The organism is Streptomyces sp. NPDC014623, assembly GCF_043088245.1.
In the GTDB taxonomy this organism is placed as follows: Bacteria; Actinomycetota; Actinomycetes; order Streptomycetales; family Streptomycetaceae; genus Streptomyces.
On the sequence record NZ_JBIBZU010000004.1, the window covers coordinates 207,620 to 230,026 of the forward strand.

Genomic DNA, 22,407 nt, shown 5'->3' on the forward strand with positions numbered 1-22,407 from the left:
CCCGCCCCGGGGTCCGGGTCTTCACTCGTCCGGAATGATGCCGTCCTCCAGTTTCTGGTTCCGCAGCAGGAACCATGCGGCGACGGCCGTCGCGAGCAGGACCACGGCGCCCACCCCCGCCGCCACCCGTAGCCCGTTGACGAAGGCCTCCTGAGCCGCGAGGACGAGCTCGCCCGCCTGAGGTGCCGGGAGGTGCTCCGCCGTCTCCACGGCTCCGCCGAGCGACTCGTGGGCGGCTGACGTATCGGCGGCCGAGACGCCCCGGGGCGTCCCGAAGCCCTGGTAGACGCCCGTGACGATGGACCCGAGCAGCGCGATACCGAGGGCGGCGCCCAGCTCGTACGCCGTCTCGGAGACCGCGGACGCGGAGCCGGCCTGTTCCTTCGGGACGCTGGAGAGGATCACGTCGGACGTGACGGTGAACGCGAATCCCGCTCCGACGCCCACCACCAGGAGCAGGACACCGATCAGGGGATAGCCGGTCTCCTTGTGGATCACCGTGACCACGGCGAGCGACACACCGATGGCCCCGAGTCCGCAGGCGACCACCGACCGCACGGAGTAACGCCGTGCGGTCCTCCCCGCGAGCAGCCCCGCGGTCACCGCTCCGACCGCGGCGGGCAGTTCGGCGAGCCCGGCCTCGAGCGGCCCGCGCCCCTGGACCAGCTGCAGGAACTGGGAGAGGAAGAAGACGATCCCGGACAGGCCGAGGATGGTCAGCAGGTCGGCGAGGACGGCCCCGGAGAACCCCCGGTGGTGGAAGAGCCGCATGTCCAGCAGCGGGGCGGGGAGCTCGAGCTGACGGCGTACGAACCAGGCGAGTGCGAGCGCACCGCCGACGGCCACCAGAGCGGTCGGCCAGCTCAGGCCGTGCGCGGCGAGCTCCTTGATGCCGTACACGATGCCGATCACGCCGATCAGGGAGAGCCCGACACTGAGCAGGTCCCAGGGGCCCGGTGCCGGGTTCTTCGATTCGGGGATCATCCTGATGCCCACGGCGACGAGGACCGCCATCACCGGCAGGTTGATCAGGAAGACCGATCCCCACCAGAAGTGCTCCAGCAGGAGCCCTCCCACGACCGGTCCGACGGCGGCGCCCGCCGCTGCCATCGCACCCCAGATACCGACGGCGAGGCTGCGTTCGCGCGGGTCGTGGAAGAGATTGCGGATCAGGGCGAGTGTGGAGGGCATCAGGGTGGCTCCCGCGACACCGAGCAGTGCCCTGGCCAGGATCATCATCTCGGGGCTCGACGCGTAGGCGTTGAGCACGGAGACCGCGCCGAAGGCGGTGGCGCCGGTCAGCAGCAGCTTCTTCCGGCCGATGCGGTCACCGAGGCTGCCCATGGAGACCAGGAGCCCGGCGATCACGAAGGAGTAGACGTCGCCGATCCACAACAGCTGGGTACCGGTCGGTTCGAGGTCCTCGCTGAGGAACGGGGTGGCCAGGCCGAGGACGGTGGCGTCGACGGCGACCAGCAGCACGGCCAGGACCAGGACCGTGAGGGCGATCCACCGGCCCGGATGGTGTGGATCGCCGGTGACGCCGGCCTTCGAGAAGGTGCTGCTCATTTCTCCACGCTCCGGCGTGCTCCGTGCAGGAGCAACTCGACGATCATGTGGGGGAAGTCCTGCGCGGCGACCCGGCCGGCCTGCACCGACCACGCACAGCTCCCGATCAGGCCGTACAGGGCCTCGGTCAGCCAGGCCGGGGTGAGATCGATCCGGAACTCGCCGCGCTCCTGGCCGCGGCGGAAGAAGGCCGCGACCCGGGCGTCGAGGCGGCTCCAGCCCTGGTTGACGTCGTCCCCCTCGAAGAGCTGGTTCTCGGTGACGAGGAAGGACAGCAGTCCGGCGCTGGGCTGAACGGCCGTGATCAGCCGGCGCAGTCCGTCCTCGGCGCTCCCCTCGTCGAGTCCTGCCGCGTCCAGAGCGGCTTCGAATTCCTGGATACCGAGGTCCTCCAGCGCTCCTACCAGGGCTTCACGACCGGCGAAGTGCCGGTGCAGGGTGGCGCGGCCGATCCCTGCGGCCCGGGCGACCTCGTCCATGGTCGCGGTGGATTTCCGGGTCAGCAGTGCGGCGGCGCTGCGCAGCACCTACTCACGATCGAGAGTCATGAGACAACACTAGATCAAATGAGACGTCAATGTCCCATCCGGGCTCGATGCCCGCCGCGGTCCCGGTCCGCCCTGCCCCTGGCCGCGGGCCGCTTCGCCGCCTGCGGGAGAACCGTGGGCGCCGGGGGCACCATGGCGGCATGAAGCCGCTGCTGCTGATCGACGTCGACGGTCCGCTCAACCCGTACGCGGCGCTGTCCCGCCCCATCCCTCCGGAGGGCTACCAGATCCACCGGATGCGGCCGACGGGATGGAAGACGGGAACGCCCCTGCCCGTCCTGCTCGACCCCGGGCACGGCGGGGAGCTGCTGGCTCTCGCCGCCCGGTACGAGCTCGTCTGGGCGACCACCTGGAAGGACGAGGCCAACGAGTGGATCGGCCCGCGTCTCGGGCTGCCCCCGCTGCCGTACATCGACTGGCCCGCCATGCACGCCACCACGGCCGGCGGGACGTACTGGAAGACGCGGTACGTCGTCGACTACGCGGACGGAAGGCCGTTCGCCTGGATCGACGACGAGATCTCCGGCCCCGACACCGCCTGGGTCGCCGCGCACCACCCGGGGCGGGCCCTCCTGCGGAGGATCGATCCCCGGGTCGGGCTGGTGCGGGAGGACTTCGACGCGCTCGCCGACTGGGCGTGAGCCCGGGCCTGCGTCCCGGTGCGGGCCTGCGCCCGGGCCCGCCGGACCGGCCCGCTCAGCTCCAGGGCAGCGAAGCCCGGTGGCGCCAGTACGCCTCCGGCTCCTCCACCAGGGCGGTCAGCCGGTCCAGACGGTCCGGACCCAGGTCGAGCAGGGGCGCGTGCAGATTGGCCGCCAGCTGGGTGACGGTGACCGCGCCGGAGAGGACGACTCCGGCCCACGGCTGGCGGAGTACGAACGCCAGGGCGACGGCGTCCGCGTCCAGTCCGGCTTCGGCACCGATCTCCCGGACGACGGCGGGCGCCTCGGTCCCGGCGAGCCGGCCGTTGGCCATGGCCTCCTTGACGATCACGGTGAGCCCCGCGTCGTGGGCCTCGGCGAGGGCCGCTCCGGCCGAGGTCTCCAGGACGTTGTAGGTGGCCTGGACGGTACGGAAGAGGGGTTCGCCGTCCACGGTCACGGCGAGGGCCGCCCGGATGGCGTCGGCCTGACCGGGACCGCTCGCGGAGAAGCCGACCGTGGTGCCCCCGGCGGACAGCTCGGCGAGCCGCGCGTGCAGGTCCTTGTCGCCCAGTGCCGGACTGCCGGCGGTCACCGAGTGGATCTGGTAGAGATCGAGCCGCTCGCCGAGCAGCGCGGCCGTCTCGGCGTGCTGGCGTTCGAAGGCGGCCAGTCCGTGGTCCTTCACCTCGTGCACCTCGGCGTCGATGTGCCAGTCGCCGGTGTAGGCGTAACCCCATTTGCTGCCGACGACGACGTCCGCCACGGCGGGGCGGGCGGTCAGCCACGCGGCGAGGAACTCCTCGGCGCGCCCGTAGGAGCGTGCGGCGTCGAAGTAGCGGACACCCTGGGCGTAGGCCGCGTCCAGGAGTTCATGGGTGCGGGCGCGCAGCGCGTCCACCCCGCGGTCACCGGGCAGGTCACGGTCACGGTGCGGGGTGATGTAGCCGGGCCTGCCGAGGGCGGCCAGGCCGAGCCCGATGCGGCAGGTCGGGGTGGTCGCTCGGTTCAGGCGGGCGAAGGGCATCGCGGGCTCCTCTGGGTCGGTTCCGAACGCCTTCCCGTCAACGTAGCCCGCGACGCCTTCGAATCAGCCGCGTGCGGCCGCCCAGGCGTGCTGTGTCACCAGGTCGGCCTTCACCTCGGCTAGCTGGACGGCGACGGCCGAGGGCGCCGTCCCGCCGCGTCCGTCACGGGAGGCGAGCGCGCCGGGCACGTTCAGGACGGTGCGCACCTCCGGGGTGAGGTGCTCGGAGATCTTCGCGAACTGCTCGTCCGTCAGCTCGTCGAGTTCGATGCCCTGTTGTTCACACACCTTCACGCACTCACCCGCCACCTCGTGCGCCACCCGGAAGGGGACGCCCTGCCGGACCAGCCACTCGGCGATGTCCGTGGCGAGCGAGAAACCGGCCGGGGCCAGCTCCTCCATACGCTCCCGGTTGACGGTGAGCGTGGCCATCATGCCGGTGAAGGCGGGGAGCAGGACCTCCAGCTGGTCACAGGAGTCGAAGACCGGCTCCTTGTCCTCCTGGAGGTCGCGGTTGTACGCGAGCGGCAGGGCCTTCAGCGTCGCCATCAGTCCGGTCAGGTTGCCGATGAGGCGCCCGGACTTGCCGCGCGCCAGCTCGGCGATGTCCGGGTTCTTCTTCTGCGGCATGATCGAGGAACCGGTGGAGAAGGCGTCGTGCAGGGTGACGAAGGAGAACTCCTTCGTGTTCCAGAGGATGATCTCCTCGGCGATGCGGGAGAGGTTGACGCCGATCATCGCGGTAATGAAGGCGAATTCGGCGGCGAAGTCACGGGACGCGGTGCCGTCGATGGAGTTGGCCGCGGAGCCGCGCTCGAAGCCGAGATCCGCGGCGACGGCCTCCGGGTCGAGCCCGAGGGACGATCCGGCCAGTGCCCCGGAGCCGTAGGGGGACACCGCGGTCCGCTCGTCCCACTGCCGCAGCCGCTCGGCGTCCCGGGACAGGGACTGCACGTGCGCCAGGACGTGGTGCGCGAAGAGGACCGGCTGGGCGTGCTGAAGGTGCGTGCGGCCGGGCATCGCCACGTCGTGGTGCGCCTCGGCAAGCCCCACCAGCGCGTCCTGGAGCTCGGCGACCAGTCCGCCGATGATCCGGGCGTGGTCACGCAGGTACATGCGGAAGAGCGTGGCGACCTGGTCGTTGCGGGACCGGCCGGCCCGCAGCTTCCCGCCGAGGTCCGGGCCGAGACGCTCCAGGAGACCGCGTTCGAGGGCGGTGTGGACGTCCTCGTCGGCGATGGTTGCGGTGAAGGAGCCGTCGGCGACCGCGGCTTCGAGCGCGTCGAGACCGCCGGTCATGCGGGACAGCTCGTCGTCGGTGAGCAGCCCGGCCTTGTTGAGCACGCGCGCGTGGGCCCGGGAACCCGCGATGTCGTACGGCGCGAGCCGCCAGTCGAAGTGGACGGAGGCGGACAGCTTGGCCAGCGCCTCGGCCGGACCGTCGGCGAAACGGCCGCCCCACAGGCGTACGTCGCTGTTGCCGGTGCCGTTGCTCACTGCGGTGCTCCTCGGGGGTGCAAGGGGTGTGCGTCCGCCTTGCGGCGCGACCACGAATAGCATAACTATGCGTTGCGCCGTATGAATTGTCAAAGCTATCGGTCAGGACGAGGGGAAGGGCGGCCGCGGCCGCCCGCGAGGAGCGCCCGGTCCACGAAGGGTCCAGATTCGCGCAAACATTCGAGAAGCAATCATGTCCATGGGGAAGACGTACGAGCGCGTGGAAGGCCGGCTCCGGGCGTTCGTCGAGGAACAGCACCTCTTCTTCACCGGGACCTCGCCCCTGGACGCGACGGCACGATCAACCTGTCCCCCAAGGGCGTGAGCGGGTCCTTCGCCGTCGTCGGCGAACGGACCGTGGCCTACCTCGACCTCGCCGGCAGCTCCGCGGAGACCATCGCCCGTCTCCGCGGGAACGGCCGCATCACACTGGTGCGGTGTGCCTTCCAGGGCCCGCCGAACATCGTCCGCGTGCACGGCCGCGGCGAGCCGGTCTTCCGTGACGACCCGCGCTTCACCGGGCTGTTCGCCCCTTTCCCCGGCGTCGACCCGGCCCCCACGGGCTGCGCGCCGTCATCGTGGTGACGGCCGAACTGATCCGGGACACCTGTTGGTTACGCGGTGCCGTTCATGTCGTACGACGAGGACCGCTCCCTGCACGCCGACCGCTTCCGGCGTGAGGACGACGAGAGCCTCAGCAGGTACTCCGAGAAGGAGCCCGGCACCGCCACCAGCATCGACGGACTGCCGGGCCTTCCCCTGCCTCTGCCCGCGATGCCCGCGACGGCCGAGGGGTGAGGCTCTGGGCCGTACGGAGCAGGCGCGGTGGGGGCGGGCCACCGCACCCCGTACGGTCCGGGGCATGCGCGGATTCCTGGTGACCACGGCGGTCCTGCTGGCACTGACCGGTTCGCTCGCGGCGCGGCCCGCCGGGCCGCCACCCCTCCCTGAGCGGCTGGCCGACACCGGTGGTGGTGCACAGCTGATCACCGCCGAGGCCGCCGGGACGGGCTCCGTCACGGGCACGGTCACCTGGTGGGACCGGCGCGGGGGCGGCTGGGCGGCGGCGGGGTCGGCGCCCGCCCGCTTCGGGGCCGGCGGCTTGGCCGAGGGCACCACCCGCGCCCAGGGCACGGACACCACGCCCACCGGGCTGTACGACCTGCCCTACGCCTTCGGGATCAGGACCGCCCCGCCCGGGACCCGCTTCCCCTACCGCCGGGTCGGAGCCGACTCGTGGTGGTGCCAGGACAACGCCTCCCGCGCCTACAACCGCTGGGTGGAACCGCTCCCCGCCGGCTGCCGCGAGGCCGAGCACCTCGTCACCTATGCCACCCAGTACTCCCGTGCGCTCGTCATCGGCTTCAACTACCACCGGCCGGTACGGGGCAGGGGCGCCGGAATCTTCCTCCACGTCGACGGGAAGGGCGCGACCGCCGGCTGTGTGTCCGTGCCCGCGCCCGCCATGGACCGGATCCTGGCCTGGGCCGATCCCGCCCGCCGGCCGCACATCGCGATCGGGACGGCCTCCGGCGCGACCGCGATCACCCGCTACTGATCACCGCGGTCGTTCTGGGCCAGTCGCAGCAGGTGGTCGGCCAGCGCCTGGCCGCCGTTCGGGTCACGGCTGATCAGCATCAGGGTGTCGTCCCCCGCGATCGTGCCGAGGACCGCCCGGAGCTCGGCCTGGTCGATGGCCGAGGCGAGGAACTGCGCGGCCCCCGGAGGCGTCCGCAGCACCACGAGGTTGGCCGAGGCCTCGGCGGAGATGAGCAGTTCGGCCGAGAGCCGGCGCATGCGCTCCTCCTTGGCCGATCCCCCCAGCGGGGCCTGCGGGGTACGGAAACCACCCTCGCTCGGCACCGCGTAGATCAGCTCGCCGCCGGTGTTGCGGATCTTCACCGCGCCGAGCTCGTCCAGGTCACGGGAGAGCGTCGCCTGGGTGACGCTCAGCCCGTCGTCGGACAGGAGCCTGGCCAGCTGGCTCTGCGAGCGCACCGGCCGGCGGTTCAGGATGTCCACGATCCTGCGGTGGCGTGCCGTGCGGGTCTGTGGCACCGACGGCCCGCCGTGGTCGGTCTCCTGCGCCTCGGTCATCGTCGTCGCCTCATTCCCCGGATCGTCACTCTCCGGATCGTCCGTCCCCGTAAGCCGCGTCGAGAGCTCCCGGCAGGATCCGCAGGAACGCGTCCACCTCGGCGTCACCGATGATCAGCGGCGGCATGAGCCGTACGACGTCGGGGGCGGGCGCGTTCACCAGGAGTCCGGCTCCCTGAGCCGCCTGCTGCACCTGCGGTGCGAGGGGCCCGGTGAGCACGATACCCAGCAGCAGTCCCGAGCCGCGGACGTGGGAGACCAACGGGTGACCGAGGCCCTCGACACCCTCCCGGATCCGCTCCCCGAGCCGCTTCACCTCGTCCAGCGTGCTTTCGGCGGCCAGGGTGTCCAGCACGGCGAGACCGGCCGCGCAGGCGACGGGGTTACCGCCGAACGTCGTACCGTGCTGACCGGGCTTCAACAGGTCCGCCGCCGCTCCGAACGCGACGGTGGCGCCGATCGGCAGTCCGCCTCCGAGCCCCTTGGCCAGGGTGACCACGTCGGGCTCGACACCCTGGTGCGCCTGGTGCTCGAACCAGTGACCGCAGCGGCCGATACCGGTCTGCACCTCGTCCAGGACGAGCAGCGTGCCGGTGGCACGCGTGATCTCCCTGGCCGCCTCCAGATAGCCCTTGGGCGGTACGACGACGCCGTTCTCGCCCTGGACCGGCTCGACGATCAGCAGAGCCGTGCCGGTCGTCACCGCGGCCCTGAGCGCCTCGGTATCGCCGTACGGGACGTGCGTGACGTCGCCGGGCAGCGGCAGGAACGGGGCACGCTTGCCGGGCTGGCCGGTCAGCGCGAGACTTCCCATGGTCCGCCCGTGGAAGCCCCCGTCGGTGGCGACCATGTGCGTCCGGCCGGTGAGCCGGCCGATCTTGAAGGCCGCCTCGTTCGCCTCCGCACCCGAGTTGCAGAAGAAGACCCTGCCCGTCCGGCCGAAGAGCGTCAGGAGGCGTTCGGCGAGCGCGATGGGCGGCTCGGCGGTGTAGAGGTTGGAGACGTGGCCCAGGGAGGCGATCTGTGCCGAGACGGCCTCGACCACCGCGGGGTGGGCGTGGCCGAGCGCGTTGACCGCGATGCCGCCGACGAAGTCGAGGTACTCGCTCCCGTCCGCGTCCCACACGCGGGGGCCCTCACCGCGCACCAGTGGCAGCTGCGGGGTGCCGTAGTTGTCCATCAGCGCGCCCTGCCAGCGCTGTGCGAACTCCGCGTTGCTCATGACGCCCCCTCTGTCGCGTTCTGCACGACGGCAGTTCTGTCCGGCACGACCATCGTGCCGATTCCCTCGTCGGTGAAGATCTCCAGCAGGATCGAGTGCTGGACCCGGCCGTCGATGACGCGGGCCGTCTCGACACCGTTGCGTACGGCGTGGAGGCAGCCCTGCATCTTGGGCACCATGCCGCTGGAGAGACCGGGCAGCAGCTTCTCCAGCTCGGTGGCGGTGAGGCGGCTGATGACGTCGTCGCTGTTCGGCCAGTCCTCGTAGAGGCCCTCGACGTCGGTGAGGACCATCAGGGTCTCGGCGTCCAGCGCGGCGGCGAGCGCGGCGGCCGCCGTGTCGGCGTTGACGTTGTAGACGTGGTTGTCCTCGGCGGACCGCGCGATGGAGGAGATGACCGGGATCCGGCCGTCGTCCAGCAGTGCCTGGATCGCTCCGGTGTCGATGGCGGTGATCTCGCCGACCCGGCCGATGTCGACGGCTTCACCGTCGATCACGGGGCGGTGCTGGGTGGCGGTGATCGTGTGGGCGTCCTCGCCGGTCATGCCGACGGCCAGCGGACCGTGCTGGTTGAGCAGCCCGACGAGTTCCCGCTGCACCTGCCCTGCCAGCACCATGCGCACGACGTCCATGGCCTCGGGCGTGGTGACCCGCAGCCCGGCCTTGAATTCGCTGACCAGGCCCTGCTTGTCGAGCTGTGCGCTGATCTGCGGGCCGCCGCCGTGCACGACGACGGGCTTGAGGCCGGCGTGCCGCAGGAAGACGACGTCCTGGGCGAAGGCGGCCTTCAGCTCCTCGTCGATCATGGCGTTTCCGCCGAACTTGATGACGACGGTCCTGCCGTGGTGCCGGGTGAGCCAGGGCAGCGCCTCGATGAGGATCTGCGCCTTGGGCAGCGCGGTGTGCTTCCTCGCGGCGCTCATGAGCTGTACGCGCTGTTCTCGTGGACGTACTCGGCGGTCAGGTCGTTGGCCCAGATGACGGCGGACTCGTCGCCCGCGGCGAGGTCCGCTGTGATCCTGACCTCCCGGTAGCGCATGTCGACCAGGGCGCGGTCCTCACCGACGCTGCCGTTCCTGCACACCCAGACGTCGTTGACGGCGACGTTCAGCCGGTCGGGCTCGAAGGCGGCCTTCGTGGTGCCGATCGCGGAGAGGACCCGGCCCCAGTTGGGGTCCTCCCCGTGGACGGCGCACTTGAGGAGGTTGTTGCGGGCGATGCTCCGGCCGACCTCGACGGCGTCGTCCTCGCTCGCCGCGTTGATCACCTCGATGCGGATGTCCTTGGAGGCGCCCTCGGCGTCCCCGATCAGCTGCCGGGCGAGATCGGCGCAGACGCTCTGCACGGCCCGGTCGAACCCGGCCTGCGCGGGGGTGGTTCCGCTCGCCCCGGAGGCGAGCAGCAGCACGGTGTCGTTGGTCGACATGCAGCCGTCGGAGTCGATCCGGTCGAAGGTGGTGCGGGTGGCTGCGCGCAGCGCGGCGTCGAGCGCGGGCGCCTCCACGTCGGCGTCGGTGGTGAGGACGACCAGCATGGTGGCGAGACCGGGGGCGAGCATGCCCGCGCCCTTGGCCATGCCGCCGACGGTCCAGCCCTCGCCGCCGGCGACGGCGGTCTTGTGGACCGTGTCCGTGGTCTTGATCGCGATGGCGGCCTTCTCGCCGCCGTGCTCGCTGAGTGCCTTCGCGGCCGTCTCGATGCCCGGCAGGAGCTTGTCCATGGGGAGGGGCAGGCCGATCAGCCCGGTCGACGCGACCGCGATCTCGCCGGCACTGTGCCCGGTGAGGACCTCGGCGGCCTTCTCCGCGGTGGCGTGGGTGTCCTGGAACCCCTGGGGCCCCGTACAGGCGTTGGCGCCCCCGGAGTTGAGGACGACGGCGGTCACTTCGCCGCCCTTGAGCACCTGTTCCGACCAGAGGACGGGTGCTGCCTTGACGCGGTTGGAGGTGAAGACGCCCGCGGCGGCGCGGCGGGGCCCGTTGTTGACCACGAGGGCCAGATCCGGGTGGCCGCTCTCCTTGATTCCGGCGGCGATGCCCGCCGCCGTGAATCCCCTGGCTGCCGTGACGCTCACTGCATCTCCTCGTTCGCTTCGCCGCCCACGCGGCGCGGCGTGGCTTTCGTCGTTACCCGCAGCCCGGCGGCTGCGCGTGCGTCGCTCATGGTGCGACCCCGATCGTGGAAAGACCCGTCTCCTCGGGCAGTCCGAGGGCGATGTTCATGCTCTGCAGGGCGCCCGAGGCGGTGCCCTTGGCGAGGTTGTCGATGGCGCTGATCACGATGATCCGGCCGGCCGCCTCGTCGTGGGCGACCTGGATCTGCACGGCGTTGGATCCGTACACGGCCGCGGTGGCGGGCCACCGGCCCTCGGGCAGCAGGTCGACGAACGGCTCGTCGGCGAAGGCCTTCTCGTACACCGCGCGGAGCGAGCCGGCGCTCACTCCCGGCTTCGCCTTCGCGCTGCACGTGGCGAGGATCCCGCGGGGCATGGGCGCCAGGGTCGGGGTGAAGGACACGGAGACGGGCTCACCGGCCGCGGCGCCGAGGTTCTGGATCATCTCGGGGGTGTGCCGGTGGGTCCCGCCGACGCCGTACGGCGACATGTTGCCCATCACCTCGGAGCCGAGGAGGTGCGGCTTGGCCGCCTTGCCCGCTCCGGAGGTGCCGGACGCCGCGACGACGACGGCTTCGGGTTCGGCGATACCGGCCGCGTACGCAGGGAAGAGCGCGAGGGAGACGGCCGTCGGGTAACAGCCGGGGACGGCGATGCGCTTGGAGCCCTTCAGCGCCGCGCGGGCCCCGGGCAGCTCGGGCAGGCCGTAGGGCCAGGTGCCGGCGTGCGGTGATCCGTAGAACTTCTCCCAGTCGGCCGGGTCCTGGAGCCGGAAATCGGCACCCATGTCGACGACGAGCACCTCGTCACCGAGCTGTTCGGCCACGGCGGCGGACTGCCCGTGCGGCAGGGCCAGGAAGACGACGTCGTGGCCGCCGAGCACCTCCGCCGTGGTCGGCTGGAGGACGCGGTCCGCGAGCGGCCTCAGGTGCGGCTGGAGCCCGCCGAGCCGCTCCCCTGCGTTGGAGTGGGCGGTGAGGGCCCCGATCTCGATCTGCGGGTGAGCGAGGAGCAGACGGAGCAGTTCCCCGCCGGCGTAACCGCTCGCTCCTGCCACTGCCGCACGTACCACCATCGGAAATTCCTCCTCATCGATGGCATGACTATACGCATCTATGCAGTTTTATGCAAAGATCTTTCCGTGGTGTGGGGTGGGGCGAGTGTGACGGAACTTCGGTTACACGGTCCGGGGGACCGGCCGGGTGCGGCGCGAGCGCGGACACGCAGAAGGTGAGGTGAGCGGCCGTGGGTGAGATCGTCGACGAGATCAGCCGGGTGCACCGGGAGGCCGGTACACGCCGTGTGGCGTCGGACGAGGCCGGCACGGTGCTGTTGCGGCGCACTTTCGACGCGGATGCCGCCGACCTCTGGGGGGCGGTCTCCTCTCCGGAGCGGATCGCCCGGTGGTTCCTTCCGGTGACCGGTGAGTTCCGGGCAGGCGGCAGCTGTCAGCTGGAGGGGAACGCCGGTGGCGAGATCCTTGAGTGCGTGCCCCCGGAGCGGCTGCGCGTGTCCTGGCGGTTCGGCCCCGATCCCTCCTTCGCCGAGGTCGAAGTGCGTCTCACGGCGGAGGGCGGTGGGCGGACGGCGTTCGAGCTGGAGCACGTGTCCGTGGTTCCGGAGCCGGTTCGGGCCGGGAGCGGTCGGGATCGGCTGGGACCTGGGGCTCGGGTGGCATCTGACGGGCGGCGGTATCAGCCCTGGGGACTCCGTGGAGTGGCAGGACCCTCCCGGGGCGAAGGCCTTCGTGGCGCGCTCGGCCGAGGAGTGGGGACGCGCGTTCACCGCCTCCGGCGCGGACCCGGAGACCGTGACGACGGTGGCGACGATCGAGTTCTGCACGGGGGGATGGACGGCCGTCAGCGCTCCTGCGCGGCAGCGTCCCGCAGGCGCCACTCGTACCGCTGGACGGCGTCCGGCTCCCAGGTGCCGGACCGGAGCTCCCGGTCCACGGGCCCGGTCAGGCCGTGTCCGGCCACGCACCGCGGGTCGTCGCGCCCGGACGGTCCGGGTGCGCGTCATCCGGTCCCCCTGGTCCAGCAGTCCCGTCGGCGACGTCCGGCCCGGGCGTCCGGACCGGCGCCCCGCCCAGGAGCGCCTCCGCCGCCCGCGGATCCCGCTCCCGTACCGCGGCGACGAGCCGGGCGCGGCCGGCGGGCACGTCAGTCGCGGCCGGCCTGCCCGGCCCGGGCCGCGTCGCGCTCCTTGAGGCGCGCCGCCTCCTCGCGGACCTCCGCCTGGGTGGCGCGTTCCTTCTGCAGCCACTCGGGCCCGTCCTGCTTCAGGGCGTCGATCTGCTCGGTGGTGAGGGGCTCCGTGACCCCGCCGCGCGCGAGACCGGCGATGGAGACGCCCAGCTTCGAGGCGACCACCGGCCGGGGGTGCGGGCCGTTGCGCCGCAGCTCCTGCAGCCACTGGGGCGGGTCGGTCTGCAGCGCGTTCAGCTCGGCGCGCGAGACGACGCCCTCCTGGAACTCGGCGGGGGTGGCTTCGAGGTACACACCCAGCTTCTTCGCCGCGGTGGCGGGCTTCATCGTCTGGGTGGTCTGGTGCGACGTCATGGTGTCCAGGGTATCGAGCATGTGCACCGCCTCCGACCACGGCCGGTAACCTGGCGGGGTGACAGGCTCGGAAGTACCCCCTGCGTTCCGGCTCGCCTACGTCCCGGGCGTGACCCCGACCAAGTGGGTCCGGATCTGGAACGAGCGGCTTCCCGGCACTCCCCTGACCCTCGTCGGTGTACCGGCCGCGGAGGCCGCCGGTCTGCTGCGCGACGGCGGCGCGGACGCGGGTTTCGTGCGGCTGCCCATCGACCGCACCGACCTCAGCGCGATCCCCCTCTACACCGAGACGACCGTGGTCGTCGTTCCCAGGGATCATGCGGCGACGGCCGTCGAGGAGCTGTCGGCCGAGGACCTGGCCGAGGAGATCGTGCTGCATCCCCTCGACGACCCCCTCGGCTGGGAGCGGCCGCCTGGCCGGCCCGCCTTCGAGCGGCCGGCCACGACGGCGGACGCCGTCGAGCTGGTGGCGGCAGGCGTGGGGCTGCTCGTCGTGCCGCAGTCGCTGGCCCGGCTGCACCACCGCAAGGACCTCACCTACCGGCCGTTGGCCGGCGCCCCCGAGTCGCGGATCGCCCTGTCGTGGCCGGAGGAGAAGACCACCGACCTGGTGGAGGAGTTCATCGGGATCGTCCGCGGGCGGACCGTCAACAGCACCCGTGGCCGCACCCCGACGCCACCGCAGCCGAAGGCCGGGCGCACCGGGAAGAAGAGCGGTGCCCCGCGCAAGCCGGCGGCCGGCAGGACGCCCCGGGGCGGCTCCGGCGGTGCCGGGAACCCGAAGGGCGGCGCGAAGAATCCCCGGGGCGGCGCGGCGAAGCGCGGGAAGCCCCGCCGGCGGCCGTAGCGAGGGGCCGGCGCGTACCCGTGGTAATTCGGGACCACGTGCCGGTACACCCCTGAGCGGGACGCCGACCACACGGGTCGGTCCATAACTTCGGTACCGGATTCAACGAGAAACATCCGGTACGGAAGGACTCTCCCCTGGCGACCCGCACACGGAGCAGCCGCGCGCGGCGCGCCCTGCTCGCCGCACTCGTCACCGCGTCGGTGGCGCTCCCGGTGTCGGGGGCGGCGCGGAACCCCCGGCGCTGGAGGCCGGGTACGCGGCCGGGCGGAAGGAGATCCGGGCGGCGCGCGACATGGCCGCCCGTCACGGCGACCGGCGGCGGGCATCCGCGCTCACGGGTACGGCGGACCCTGGGCGCACCTTCCTGATGTCCGACGGGCGTGCCGGCGGCCGCAGCGTGGAGGTCTTCGGGGGCCTTTCCCGGGCCAGGCACATCGCCGTACCGGTGCCCGGAGCGGGCGTCGACCTCGATCACTACGGGCGTTCACGGCGTGGCGCCGAAGCGCTCCTGGGCGAGCTGGGCGGCGGGTCAGCCGTCGTCGCGCCTGGCTCGGCTACCGGACACCTGACCTGCTGGGCCCCTCGTCCCTGACACCGGGACGGGCCGAGGAGGCGGCACCCGGTCCGAGGGCCTTCGTACGGGAGCTGGGCGCGGCCATGCCTGCCACCCGGCTCTCGCTGCTCTGCCACTCCTACGCTTCCGTGGTCTGCAACCGTGCCGCTTCCGGTCTCGATGTGGCGGACATCGTGCTGTCCGGGAGTCGCGGGACCGGAGCCGGGAGTGCCGCCGCCCTGGGCACCCGGGCCACGGTGCGGGCGGGCCTGGGAAGGGACGACTGGATCGCCCGGGTCCCGCACACGGCTCTCCCGCTGCCGTTCGTCACGGTCGGGTTCGGGACGGACCCGGTGTCGCCGAACTGGTCGGCAAGGTCCGGAGCGCGGGCGCCCTCGTCACGGCGGAGACCACCGGCAGGCGTAGGCCGTTCCCGCCGGGGGTGGAACTGCCGGCCTTCCGCATCGTGCAGGAGGCCCTGAGCAACGTACTGCGGCACGCTCCGGGGGCGCGTGCCCGGGTGGAGCTCGGCCACCACTCCTCCGTCGTCACGGTCCGGGTCGCCAACACCGCCCCGGAGTCACCCGCGAAGAGTGCGGCCGGCGGGGGCCACGGGCTGCTCGGCATGCGCGAGCGCACCGCCATGCTCGGCGGCGACCTCACCCACGGCCCCGCCCCCGGCGGGGGTTACGAAGTAGTGGCGACGCTCCCCTTGGAGGACCCCTCATGACCATCCGCGTGCTGATCGCCGACGACCAGATGACGGTCCGCCAGGGCTTCACGGTGCTGCTGAACGCCGAGGCCGGCATCGAGGTCGTCGGTCAGGCTGTGGACGGTCTGGACGCGTTGGAGAAGGCGGCCGAACTCGCCCCCGGCGTCGTCCTGATGGACATACGGATGCCGCGCCTCGGCGGCATCGACGCGACGCGCCGCATCACCGGGGCGCCCGGCGCGACCGCCCGCGTCCTCGTCCTGACCACCTTCGACCTCGACGAGTACGTGTACGAGGCGCTGCGCTCGGGCGCCTCCGGTTTCCTGCTGAAGGACGCCTCCGCCGCCGAACTCGCGCAGGCGGTGCGGGTGGTGGCGGCCGGAGACGCGCTGCTCGCCCCCGACATCACCAAGCGCCTGATCGCCGAGTTCTCCCGGGTGAGCGCCGGGCCACGCGCTCCCAGCAGGGAACAGCTCGGCGACCTGACGGAACGCGAGACGGAAGTGCTCTCCCTGAGCGCGCAGGGCATGTCGAACGCGGAGGTCGCGGTACACCTGGTGGTCGCGGAGCAGACCGTGAAGACCCATGTGAGCAGGGCCCTCGTGAAACTGGGCCTCCGCGACCGGACCCAGGCCGCGGTGTACGCGTACGAATCGGGGCTGGTGCGCCCGGCCGGTTACTGACCGCTGCTCACAGGGCCTCGTACAACGCGTCGATCAACGCCGTCTTGCGGGGGTCGTCCGCGATGTTCGGGCCCATGCGGTTCATGACGTAGCCGAGCGCGATCCCGGCCTCCGGGTCGGCGAGACCGCACGATCCGCCAGCCCCGTCGTGGCCCACGGCGCGCGGGTTGGGGCCGTACGAGGCGTTCGGGCCGCTCAGCCAGAGGCCGAGACCCAGCTCGGTCTCGTGGGCGAAGCCCGCCCCCAGCACCAGGTCACGGCAGCTTCCCTGCCCCTCGCGGACCCGCTCCGCCGCCTCCTCGGACAGGATTCGCCGGCCGTCGAGACTCCCCCGCCCGGCGAGGATGCCGTAGAGGGAGGCGACCGCGCGGGCGGTGCCGTGGCCGTTGGCCGCGGGGATCTCGGCGGCACGCCATTCAGGGGTGTTGGCGGCCGCCGTGCCCGTGCCGGGGTTGAGCAGGGAGGCGATGGCCACCGGCTCCATGGCGGCGAACAGCGCGGCCTGCTCGCGGGAGACGGCTTTCGGCTGGACGAGCTCGGCGACCCGGCCGGCGTCCTTCTCCGGAAGGCCCACAGTGAAGTCGATACCGAGCGGCCCGGTGATCTCCTGGCGCAGGAACTCCCCGGGCAGCAGCCCGGTGATCCGGCGGACGACCTCGCCGACGAGGAAGCCGTACGAGATCGCGTGGTAACCGGAGCGGGTGCCCGGCTCCCACCAGGGCTCGGTCGCCGCGAGCCGGGCGGTGGTCAGTTCCCAGTCGTAGAGCTCCGCCAGGGTGTGCGGGTCACGCAGACCCGCGACACCCGAGCGGTGCGAGAGCAGATGGCGTACGCGCACGGATTCCTTGCCCGCCGCGGCGAACTCCGGCCAGTACACGGCCACCGGGGCGTCCAGGTCCAGCAGGCCGCGGTCGGCGAGGACGTGGGCGCAGAGCGCGGTCGGGCCCTTGGTCGTGGACCAGACGTTGACCACGGTGTCCCGCTCCCACGGGCGGGTCCGTCCCCCGTCGGCCCAGCCGCCCCAGAGGTCGACCACGGGATGGCCGTCGAGCAGCACGGTGACCGCCGCGCCCAGCTCTTCGCGCTCGGCGAAGTTCGCCGCGAACGCGTCACGCACCGCCGCGAACCGGTCGTCACAGTGGCCTTGGATCTGCGGCACGGGTCTCTCCTCGCCTAGGTGCCATGCACCATACCGACTGGTCGGACTGGCGGGAAGGCGCTGTGCGCGAGTCCCCTCGGCCGGGTGATCCGGTCAGTGCGGAAACGCTTCGAGGCTGAGGCTCCAGCGGCCGGGCAGTCCGGTGATCGTCACGGCCGAGAGCGGGCGGACGTCGATGTTCCAGTACGTCCACGGCGGAGCCTGGATGGCGTACACCAGGACCGCGCGGACGACAGCGGGTTCGGCGACGGCGACGAGGGCCCCCTCGCGGACCGGCCGGGTGTCGAGCCAGCCCCCCACCCGGGATATGAAGGTGAGCAGGGACTCGCCGCCGTGCGGGGCGGAGCGCGGATCGGCGAGCCAGGTGTCGACACCCGCCGGCTCGCGGGCGGCCACTTCGGCCAGGGTCATGCCCCGCCAGCGGCCCATGTCGCAGTCGCGCAGCGCGGGCTGGAGCAGCGGGGCGAAGCCGAGCGCGTCGCCGGTGGCCCGGCTGCGCGGGGCGGGCGAGCAGTAGCGCAGCTCGGCGGCACCGAGCCGTACCAGCGTATGGGCGGCGAGCTGGATCGCGTGCAGGCCGGCGTGGTCGAGCGGCCGGTCGTCGTCGAAACGCTCGGCGAGGAGGGCGGAGCTGCGTGCTGCGGCGACCAGGGACACCCGAACACTCATGCGCGCGATGGTGGGGCCGTCCGCCGCACCGGTCAAGAGGGCGGACAGCCGCATGTGCACTCCCGCTCAGCCCGTCTGGAGGCACATCCACATGTCCGGTTCGGCGAGCGGGGTGAATCCGAGCTTCGCGTACACCCCGTGGGCGTCCTTGGTGGCGAGCAGGAACCTGCGTACCCCCAGCGGGGCCAGCTCGTCCCGGACGGTGGTGACGAGCCGGGTGCCGAGGCCGTGGCCGCGGGCCGCGCGGTCGACGTACACGTCGCACACCCACGCGAAGGACGCGCGGTCGGTGACCACACGCGCGTAAGCGGCCTGCTCGCCCGAAGCGAGGTCGTACGCCCCGAAGTTGAGCGAACCCGCGATCGCCCGCTCCTGCTGTTCGCGGGTGCGCCCCAGGGCCCAGTAGGCGTCCGTGGACAGCCAGTGGTGGATGCGGGCCGTGTCGAGCCGCGTCGGGTCGTGGGATATCTCGTAGCGCCGCACCGCGGTCTCCTTGTCGTTCATGCGGGGAGGCTAGCGCCCGGCGCCCTCAGCTCGTCGAGAGCGGTGCGCAGCCTGCGGACCCCTTCGGTGATCTCCGCCGGGCCCGAGACGGCGGCGAAGCTCAGCCGGACGTGTCCGGCGGGGGGTTCGGCGCAGTGGTACGGACGGCCCGGTGCGACGGCGACCCCGGCCCGCAGCGCGGCGGACACCAGGGCGGGCTCCCCGGCTCCCGGTCCGGGGAGCCGGAGCCAGATGCTGCCGCCGCCCGACGGCACGTGCGGCAGCGCGAGTTCGGGGAGCCGGTCGCGCACCGCTGCCGTCATCGCGGTGCGTCGTCCGCCCAGTTCGGCGGCCACGGTGCGGAGATGGCGCTCCCAGGCCGGGGACCCCACGAGTTCCAGCGCGGCCTCCTGGACGGGGCGCGGCACGAAGAAGCTGTCGACGACCTGGATGGCGCGCAGCCGCTCCAGGACGGGGCCGCGGGCGGCCAGCGCTCCGACGCGGAGGCTGGGAGAGGTGATCTTGGTGAGGGAGCGCACGTGGACGACGACGCCGTCCGGGTCGCGGGCGGCGAGGGGCTCGGGCAGCGGACCCGCGTCCGCGTGGGCCAGGCGGCGGGCGAAGTCGTCCTCGACGACGAAGGCGCCCGCCTCCCGGGCCGCCCGAACGACGCGTTCGCGCCGCTCCGGCGCGAGGATCACGCCCGTCGGGTTCTGGAAGAGCGGCTGGCAGACGAAGACCCTCGCCCCGGTGGCACGGAAGGCGGATTCCAGCAGATCGGGCCGCACCCCGTCGGCGTCCATCGGCACGGGCACCGGCCGCAGGCCGGTGGCACGGGCGGCGGCCAGCATCCCCGGGTACGTGGGTGATTCGACGAGCACGGGAGCTCCCGGCGGGGCGAGCGCCCGCAACGCGGTGGCCAGAGCGCTCTGGCCTCCCGCCGTGATCAGGACGTCGGACCCGGTGAGCGTGCCGCCGATCTCCCGGGCGAACCAGGCACGCAGCTCGGTCAGCCCGTCGGTGGGCGGTCTGCCCCACGCCCCTGGCCGGCGTCCGGCCCGGGCCAGGGCTCCGGCGAGGGCACGTTCGGGCTGGAGCCCGGGATGGAGGTAGCCGCCGTTGAATTCGATGACCCCGGGCGGCGGTGCGGCGAGGGTGACGAGGACACCCGAGGCATCGACCGTGCGCGGCACGACCTCGGGGCCGCTGTCCCCGCTGAGCGACACCTCCTGCCACGAGGTGTCACCCGGAGCGGGTGCGGCGGTGCGGGTCTCGGCCCGGAAGGCCCCTGAGCCGGGGCGGGTGACGACCAGGCCTTCGGCGGCGAGTTGCGCGACGGCACGGGAGACAGTCACCGGGCTGACCTTGTACCGCTCGACGAGCGTCCGGCTCGACGGCAGCTTTCCACCGGGTGAGTAGCGGTTCAACTCGCCCCTCAGAGAACTGACCAGTTCGGACACGCTGCTACGCTCATGCATGAGAGCAGAGAATAGCGCTACCACCCGCACGACGATAGCGATCGGGACCGAGCGGCCGCTCACGCGCCGCGGCCCGGGAAGCGGTGCCGTACTCGCCGGGCTCGGCGTCCTGGCCTTCTCCCTGACCTTCCCCTCGACGGTGTGGGGCCTGGAGAGCTTCGGCCCCTGGTCCCTGGTCGCGTTGCGCAGCGTGCTCGCGGCGCTGGTCGCGGGGTGCGCGCTGCTCGCCGGCCGGGTACCGGTACCCGCACGCCGCCACTGGGCCGGTCTCGCGGTCGTCGCGGGTGGCGTGGTCGTCGGGTTCCCGCTGCTGACCTCGCTGGCGCTGCAGACCTCCACGAGCTCGCACGCGGCCGTCGTGGTGGGACTGCTGCCGCTGACGACCGCGTTGTTCTCGGCACTGCGCACCGGCTCACGCCCGCCCCGCGCTTTCTGGGCCGCAGCGCTCGCCGGGGCGGCCGTGGTGATCGCCTTCACGGTCCAGCAGAGCGGCGGGGAACTCTCCGGCGGCGATCTCTACCTCTTCGGGGCACTGCTGGTGTGCGCGGCGGGATACACCGAGGGCGGCAGGCTGGCAGGGGTGATGCCGGGCTGGCAGGTGATCGGCTGGGCTCTCGTCCTCTCGCTGCCGCTCGCGGTGGCCGGGGCGGCCGTGGCACTGCCCTTCGAGCCGGTGCGCCTCACGGCGCACGGGGTCGTGGGGCTGGTCTGGGTGGCCGTCGGATCGACCTTCCTCGGGCTGTACGTCTGGTACCGGGGCATGGCGGAGATCGGTGTCCCCCGTGCCAGCCAGCTGCAGCTGGCACAGCCGCTGCTCACCTTGGTCTGGTCCTTCCTCCTCCTCGGCGAGGAGGTGTCCACCGCCGCCCCGCTCGCGGCGGTGGCAGTCCTGGTGTGCATCGCCGTCACCCAGCGGGCGGGGCGGGGCGGGGCACGCCGTACGGGAGCCGAGGCGACCACTCGGTCATAGACTTGTCGACATGGACCGCCATCCGTGAGGAGGTCAGCCCCGATGGAGGCACACACGGGCGACCGGCTGCTGACGCACGGCAGGACCGTGGGACAGCACGACCGGGTCGCAGAGATCATCGAGGTGCTCGGTGACGGGGGCGGCCCCCCGTACCGTCTGCGCTTCGAGGACGGGCACGAATCGATCAGGTCCCCGGGCCCCGACAGCGTCGTCCAGCACACCGCTCCGGAGGACCGGAAGCGGTAGAGCGCGTGCGCCGGGGGCACGAGTGGTTCCCGGCGCACGCGCCCGGGCCGGTCAGTGAGGTGTGCGGGCCCTGACCTGGTAGTGGTCGGCCACCACCCGGGCCATGGCGCCGACGGGATCGGCCTTCACGTGCTTCGCCGAGAAGTAGACGTGGCCACCCACCTCCGGATGGCCCGCGGCGAGGTCGAGGTGCCGGGAGAGTTCCGCCGGGTCCTGCCATGCGGCGGGCTGTGCCGGATCCCCGGCCTTGTAGAGCGCCTCGCCGACGTAAAGGCCGACTCCGGTGCCCCGTACCGCCTCGGCCCACCACGGCAGCAGTTTCGCGTAGTCGGCGGCGGAAAAGCCGATGTTCCAGTAGATCTGCGGGCAGATGTAGTCGATCCAGCCCTCCTTCACCCATTTCCGGGTGTCGGCGTGCAGGTCGTCGTAGGTCTGCACACCGGCCGCGGTGTCGGAGCCCAGCGGATCGGTCGTCGCGTTGCGCCACACCGCGAAGGGGCTGATCCCGAAGCGGACGCCGCTCCTGACCTCCTTGATCCGCTCGGCCGTCCCACGCACCAGCCGGTCGGTGTTGTCGCGGCGCCAGGCCGCCTTGTCCGCGAAGTCCCCGCCGTACCGCTCGTACGCGGCGTCGTCGTCGAAGACCTGGCCGGCCACCGGGTAGGGGTAGAAGTAGTCGTCCCAGTGCACCGCGTCGACGGCGTAGCGGCTGACCGCGTCGAGCATCGCGTCCTGGACGAACTCCCTGACCTCGGGCAGCCCCGGGTTGTAATAGAGCTTCCCTCCGTAGGGCAGGACCCAGTCCGGGTGCAGCCGGGCGGGGTGGGAGGCGACGAGACGGGACGGGTCCGTGTGGTTCGCGACCCGGTAGGGGTTGAACCACGCGTGCAGCTCCAGTCCGCGGGCGTGCGCCTCGCGCACCGCCGTGCCCAGCGGGTCCCACCCCGGGTCCTTGCCCTGAACGCCGGTGAGGCACTGGGCCCAGGGCTCGTAGGACGAGGGCCACAGGGCGTCGGCGCTCGGCCTGACCTGGAGGACCACGGCGTTCAGCCGCAGCGCCACCGCACGGTCCAGATGGGCGATCAGTTCCGCCTCCTGGGCCGCGGCGCTCAGGCCGGGCGCCGAGGGCCAGTCCAGGTTGGCGACCGTGGCGATCCACACACCGCGCAGCTCGGCCTGGCCCGCTCCGTGGCGCCGGCGCCACGGAGGATCCGGCCGCCGCGCCGCGACGGCATCACCCGCTGTCATCATGGCGGCCACCACGCCCGCCGCGGCCGTCACCCACGACCTCCGGCTCATATGATGCATCTGCATACCTTTCGCCTGTAC

The 22,407-nt window shown here is 72.4% G+C and carries 21 protein-coding genes and 4 pseudogenes; 10 read left to right on the forward strand and 15 right to left on the reverse strand.

What is annotated here, in order from left to right; translation table 11 throughout:
* Window positions 1-21 precede the first annotated feature (21 nt).
* On the reverse strand, window positions 22-1,569 hold the full coding sequence (locus ACF1FZ_RS09470; RefSeq protein ID WP_391772773.1) for an MFS transporter: 1,548 nt from the start codon (window positions 1,567-1,569) through the stop codon (window positions 22-24).
* Window positions 1,566-2,096 carry a TetR/AcrR family transcriptional regulator gene (locus tag ACF1FZ_RS09475; protein WP_391772774.1) on the reverse strand — a complete coding sequence of 177 codons (531 nt, stop codon included), beginning with the start codon at window positions 2,094-2,096 and terminating at the stop codon, window positions 1,566-1,568. The genes ACF1FZ_RS09470 and ACF1FZ_RS09475 overlap by 4 nt, the downstream gene beginning before the upstream one ends.
* A gap of 161 nt (window positions 2,097-2,257) precedes the next feature.
* On the opposite strand from ACF1FZ_RS09475, the gene ACF1FZ_RS09480 reads away from it, so the two are divergent.
* The gene (locus tag ACF1FZ_RS09480) at window positions 2,258-2,758 is read left to right on the forward strand and encodes a hypothetical protein (protein ID WP_391772775.1); all 501 of its coding nucleotides are present in this window, start codon (window positions 2,258-2,260) and stop codon (window positions 2,756-2,758) included.
* Between the two features lie 55 nt (window positions 2,759-2,813).
* Here ACF1FZ_RS09480 and ACF1FZ_RS09485 read toward each other — a convergent pair whose 3' ends face one another.
* Both ACF1FZ_RS09485 and argH read right to left on the reverse strand, forming a co-directional pair.
* Window positions 2,814-3,785 carry an aldo/keto reductase gene (locus ACF1FZ_RS09485; protein WP_391772776.1) on the reverse strand — a complete coding sequence of 324 codons (972 nt, stop codon included), beginning with the start codon at window positions 3,783-3,785 and terminating at the stop codon, window positions 2,814-2,816.
* Between the two features lie 63 nt (window positions 3,786-3,848).
* Window positions 3,849-5,282, reverse strand: coding sequence for an argininosuccinate lyase (gene argH / locus ACF1FZ_RS09490; RefSeq protein ID WP_391772777.1), 1,434 nt, complete (start codon window positions 5,280-5,282; stop codon window positions 3,849-3,851).
* Between the two features lie 199 nt (window positions 5,283-5,481).
* Here argH and ACF1FZ_RS09495 point away from each other — a divergent pair.
* A pseudogene (locus tag ACF1FZ_RS09495) lies at window positions 5,482-6,080 on the forward strand (pyridoxamine 5'-phosphate oxidase family protein).
* Between the two features lie 64 nt (window positions 6,081-6,144).
* A complete protein-coding gene (locus ACF1FZ_RS09500) occupies window positions 6,145-6,840 on the forward strand; it encodes a L,D-transpeptidase (RefSeq protein WP_391772778.1) in 696 nt (231 codons plus the stop codon).
* On the opposite strand, the gene ACF1FZ_RS09505 is transcribed toward ACF1FZ_RS09500, so the two are convergent.
* The 5 genes from ACF1FZ_RS09505 to argC form a co-directional block, all read right to left on the reverse strand.
* Window positions 6,834-7,379, reverse strand: a complete 546-nt coding sequence (locus ACF1FZ_RS09505; RefSeq protein ID WP_391772779.1) for an arginine repressor — start codon at window positions 7,377-7,379, stop codon at window positions 6,834-6,836. The genes ACF1FZ_RS09500 and ACF1FZ_RS09505 overlap by 7 nt on opposite strands.
* 25 nt (window positions 7,380-7,404) lie before the next feature.
* The gene (locus ACF1FZ_RS09510) at window positions 7,405-8,601 is read right to left on the reverse strand and encodes an acetylornithine transaminase (RefSeq protein WP_391772780.1); all 1,197 of its coding nucleotides are present in this window, start codon (window positions 8,599-8,601) and stop codon (window positions 7,405-7,407) included.
* The gene (argB, locus tag ACF1FZ_RS09515; protein ID WP_391772781.1) at window positions 8,598-9,524 is read right to left on the reverse strand and encodes an acetylglutamate kinase; all 927 of its coding nucleotides are present in this window, start codon (window positions 9,522-9,524) and stop codon (window positions 8,598-8,600) included. The genes ACF1FZ_RS09510 and argB overlap by 4 nt, the downstream gene beginning before the upstream one ends.
* Entirely contained in the window at window positions 9,521-10,675 is a 1,155-nt protein-coding gene (gene argJ / locus ACF1FZ_RS09520) for a bifunctional glutamate N-acetyltransferase/amino-acid acetyltransferase ArgJ (protein ID WP_391772782.1), read from the reverse strand. The genes argB and argJ overlap by 4 nt, the downstream gene beginning before the upstream one ends.
* A gap of 85 nt (window positions 10,676-10,760) precedes the next feature.
* Complete coding sequence (argC, locus tag ACF1FZ_RS09525; RefSeq protein WP_391772783.1) at window positions 10,761-11,789, reverse strand: N-acetyl-gamma-glutamyl-phosphate reductase; 1,029 nt, start codon at window positions 11,787-11,789, stop codon at window positions 10,761-10,763.
* 251 nt (window positions 11,790-12,040) lie between these two features.
* Here argC and ACF1FZ_RS09530 point away from each other — a divergent pair.
* Window positions 12,041-12,274: pseudogene (locus tag ACF1FZ_RS09530) on the forward strand (SRPBCC domain-containing protein); the annotation flags it as partial.
* 602 nt (window positions 12,275-12,876) lie between these two features.
* Here the strand turns inward: ACF1FZ_RS09530 and ACF1FZ_RS09535 are convergent.
* Complete coding sequence (locus ACF1FZ_RS09535; RefSeq protein WP_391772784.1) at window positions 12,877-13,275, reverse strand: DUF5997 family protein; 399 nt, start codon at window positions 13,273-13,275, stop codon at window positions 12,877-12,879.
* 58 nt (window positions 13,276-13,333) lie between these two features.
* Here ACF1FZ_RS09535 and ACF1FZ_RS09540 point away from each other — a divergent pair, with 58 nt between their 5' ends.
* From ACF1FZ_RS09540 to ACF1FZ_RS09555, 4 genes and pseudogenes are all read left to right on the forward strand, one after another.
* Window positions 13,334-14,122: a LysR family substrate-binding domain-containing protein gene (locus tag ACF1FZ_RS09540; protein WP_391772785.1), complete on the forward strand. Its 789-nt coding sequence runs from the start codon at window positions 13,334-13,336 to the stop codon at window positions 14,120-14,122.
* Between the two features lie 327 nt (window positions 14,123-14,449).
* A pseudogene (locus ACF1FZ_RS09545) lies at window positions 14,450-14,926 on the forward strand (alpha/beta hydrolase); the annotation flags it as partial.
* 113 nt (window positions 14,927-15,039) lie between these two features.
* Window positions 15,040-15,408, forward strand: a pseudogene (locus tag ACF1FZ_RS09550) (sensor histidine kinase); the annotation flags it as partial.
* Window positions 15,405-16,073, forward strand: coding sequence for a response regulator (locus tag ACF1FZ_RS09555; RefSeq protein WP_391772786.1), 669 nt, complete (start codon window positions 15,405-15,407; stop codon window positions 16,071-16,073). The pseudogene ACF1FZ_RS09550 and the gene ACF1FZ_RS09555, both read left to right, overlap by 4 nt.
* A 7-nt stretch (window positions 16,074-16,080) precedes the next feature.
* Here the strand turns inward: ACF1FZ_RS09555 and ACF1FZ_RS09560 are convergent, their stop codons facing one another.
* From ACF1FZ_RS09560 to ACF1FZ_RS09575, 4 genes are all read right to left on the reverse strand, one after another.
* The gene (locus ACF1FZ_RS09560; protein WP_391772787.1) at window positions 16,081-17,232 is read right to left on the reverse strand and encodes a serine hydrolase domain-containing protein; all 1,152 of its coding nucleotides are present in this window, start codon (window positions 17,230-17,232) and stop codon (window positions 16,081-16,083) included.
* 93 nt (window positions 17,233-17,325) lie between these two features.
* A complete protein-coding gene (locus tag ACF1FZ_RS09565; protein ID WP_391772788.1) occupies window positions 17,326-17,901 on the reverse strand; it encodes a histidine phosphatase family protein in 576 nt (191 codons plus the stop codon).
* A 66-nt stretch (window positions 17,902-17,967) separates the two neighbouring features.
* Window positions 17,968-18,405: a GNAT family N-acetyltransferase gene (locus ACF1FZ_RS09570; protein WP_391772789.1), complete on the reverse strand. Its 438-nt coding sequence runs from the start codon at window positions 18,403-18,405 to the stop codon at window positions 17,968-17,970.
* Window positions 18,402-19,862, reverse strand: a complete 1,461-nt coding sequence (locus tag ACF1FZ_RS09575) for a PLP-dependent aminotransferase family protein (protein WP_391772790.1) — start codon at window positions 19,860-19,862, stop codon at window positions 18,402-18,404. Before ACF1FZ_RS09575 ends, ACF1FZ_RS09570 begins: the two co-directional genes overlap by 4 nt.
* On the opposite strand from ACF1FZ_RS09575, the gene ACF1FZ_RS09580 reads away from it, so the two are divergent.
* Together ACF1FZ_RS09580 and ACF1FZ_RS09585 are read left to right on the forward strand one after the other, a co-directional pair.
* Entirely contained in the window at window positions 19,861-20,832 is a 972-nt protein-coding gene (locus tag ACF1FZ_RS09580) for a DMT family transporter (RefSeq protein ID WP_391772791.1), read from the forward strand. The genes ACF1FZ_RS09575 and ACF1FZ_RS09580 overlap by 2 nt on opposite strands.
* Window positions 20,833-20,874: 42 nt before the next feature.
* Window positions 20,875-21,078 (forward strand): DUF1918 domain-containing protein, encoded by a 204-nt coding sequence (locus ACF1FZ_RS09585; protein ID WP_391772792.1) that lies wholly within the window; start codon window positions 20,875-20,877, stop codon window positions 21,076-21,078.
* Between the two features lie 51 nt (window positions 21,079-21,129).
* On the opposite strand, the gene ACF1FZ_RS09590 is transcribed toward ACF1FZ_RS09585, so the two are convergent.
* Window positions 21,130-22,386, reverse strand: coding sequence for a glycoside hydrolase family 10 protein (locus ACF1FZ_RS09590; protein ID WP_391772977.1), 1,257 nt, complete (start codon window positions 22,384-22,386; stop codon window positions 21,130-21,132).
* Window positions 22,387-22,407: the final 21 nt, after the last annotated feature.

Bases quoted from the DNA above. Each gene is read 5' to 3' on its own strand.
- ACF1FZ_RS09535 (WP_391772784.1), bottom strand. From the start codon at position 13,275: ATGACGTCGCACCAGACCACCCAGACGATGAAGCCCGCCACCGCGGCG.
- ACF1FZ_RS09470 (WP_391772773.1), bottom strand. From the start codon at position 1,569: ATGAGCAGCACCTTCTCGAAGGCCGGCGTCACCGGCGATCCACACCAT.
- ACF1FZ_RS09570 (WP_391772789.1), bottom strand. From the start codon at position 18,405: ATGAACGACAAGGAGACCGCGGTGCGGCGCTACGAGATATCCCACGAC.
- ACF1FZ_RS09510 (WP_391772780.1), bottom strand. From the start codon at position 8,601: ATGAGCAACGCGGAGTTCGCACAGCGCTGGCAGGGCGCGCTGATGGAC.
- ACF1FZ_RS09505 (WP_391772779.1), bottom strand. From the start codon at position 7,379: ATGACCGAGGCGCAGGAGACCGACCACGGCGGGCCGTCGGTGCCACAG.
- ACF1FZ_RS09585 (WP_391772792.1), top strand. From the start codon at position 20,875: ATGGAGGCACACACGGGCGACCGGCTGCTGACGCACGGCAGGACCGTG.
- ACF1FZ_RS09580 (WP_391772791.1), top strand. From the start codon at position 19,861: ATGAGAGCAGAGAATAGCGCTACCACCCGCACGACGATAGCGATCGGG.
- ACF1FZ_RS09480 (WP_391772775.1), top strand. From the start codon at position 2,258: ATGAAGCCGCTGCTGCTGATCGACGTCGACGGTCCGCTCAACCCGTAC.
- ACF1FZ_RS09575 (WP_391772790.1), bottom strand. From the start codon at position 19,862: ATGCATGAGCGTAGCAGCGTGTCCGAACTGGTCAGTTCTCTGAGGGGC.
- argB (WP_391772781.1), bottom strand. From the start codon at position 9,524: ATGAGCGCCGCGAGGAAGCACACCGCGCTGCCCAAGGCGCAGATCCTC.
- ACF1FZ_RS09555 (WP_391772786.1), top strand. From the start codon at position 15,405: ATGACCATCCGCGTGCTGATCGCCGACGACCAGATGACGGTCCGCCAG.
- argC (WP_391772783.1), bottom strand. From the start codon at position 11,789: ATGGTGGTACGTGCGGCAGTGGCAGGAGCGAGCGGTTACGCCGGCGGG.
- ACF1FZ_RS09590 (WP_391772977.1), bottom strand. From the start codon at position 22,386: ATGCATCATATGAGCCGGAGGTCGTGGGTGACGGCCGCGGCGGGCGTG.
- ACF1FZ_RS09565 (WP_391772788.1), bottom strand. From the start codon at position 17,901: ATGAGTGTTCGGGTGTCCCTGGTCGCCGCAGCACGCAGCTCCGCCCTC.
- ACF1FZ_RS09485 (WP_391772776.1), bottom strand. From the start codon at position 3,785: ATGCCCTTCGCCCGCCTGAACCGAGCGACCACCCCGACCTGCCGCATC.
- ACF1FZ_RS09500 (WP_391772778.1), top strand. From the start codon at position 6,145: ATGCGCGGATTCCTGGTGACCACGGCGGTCCTGCTGGCACTGACCGGT.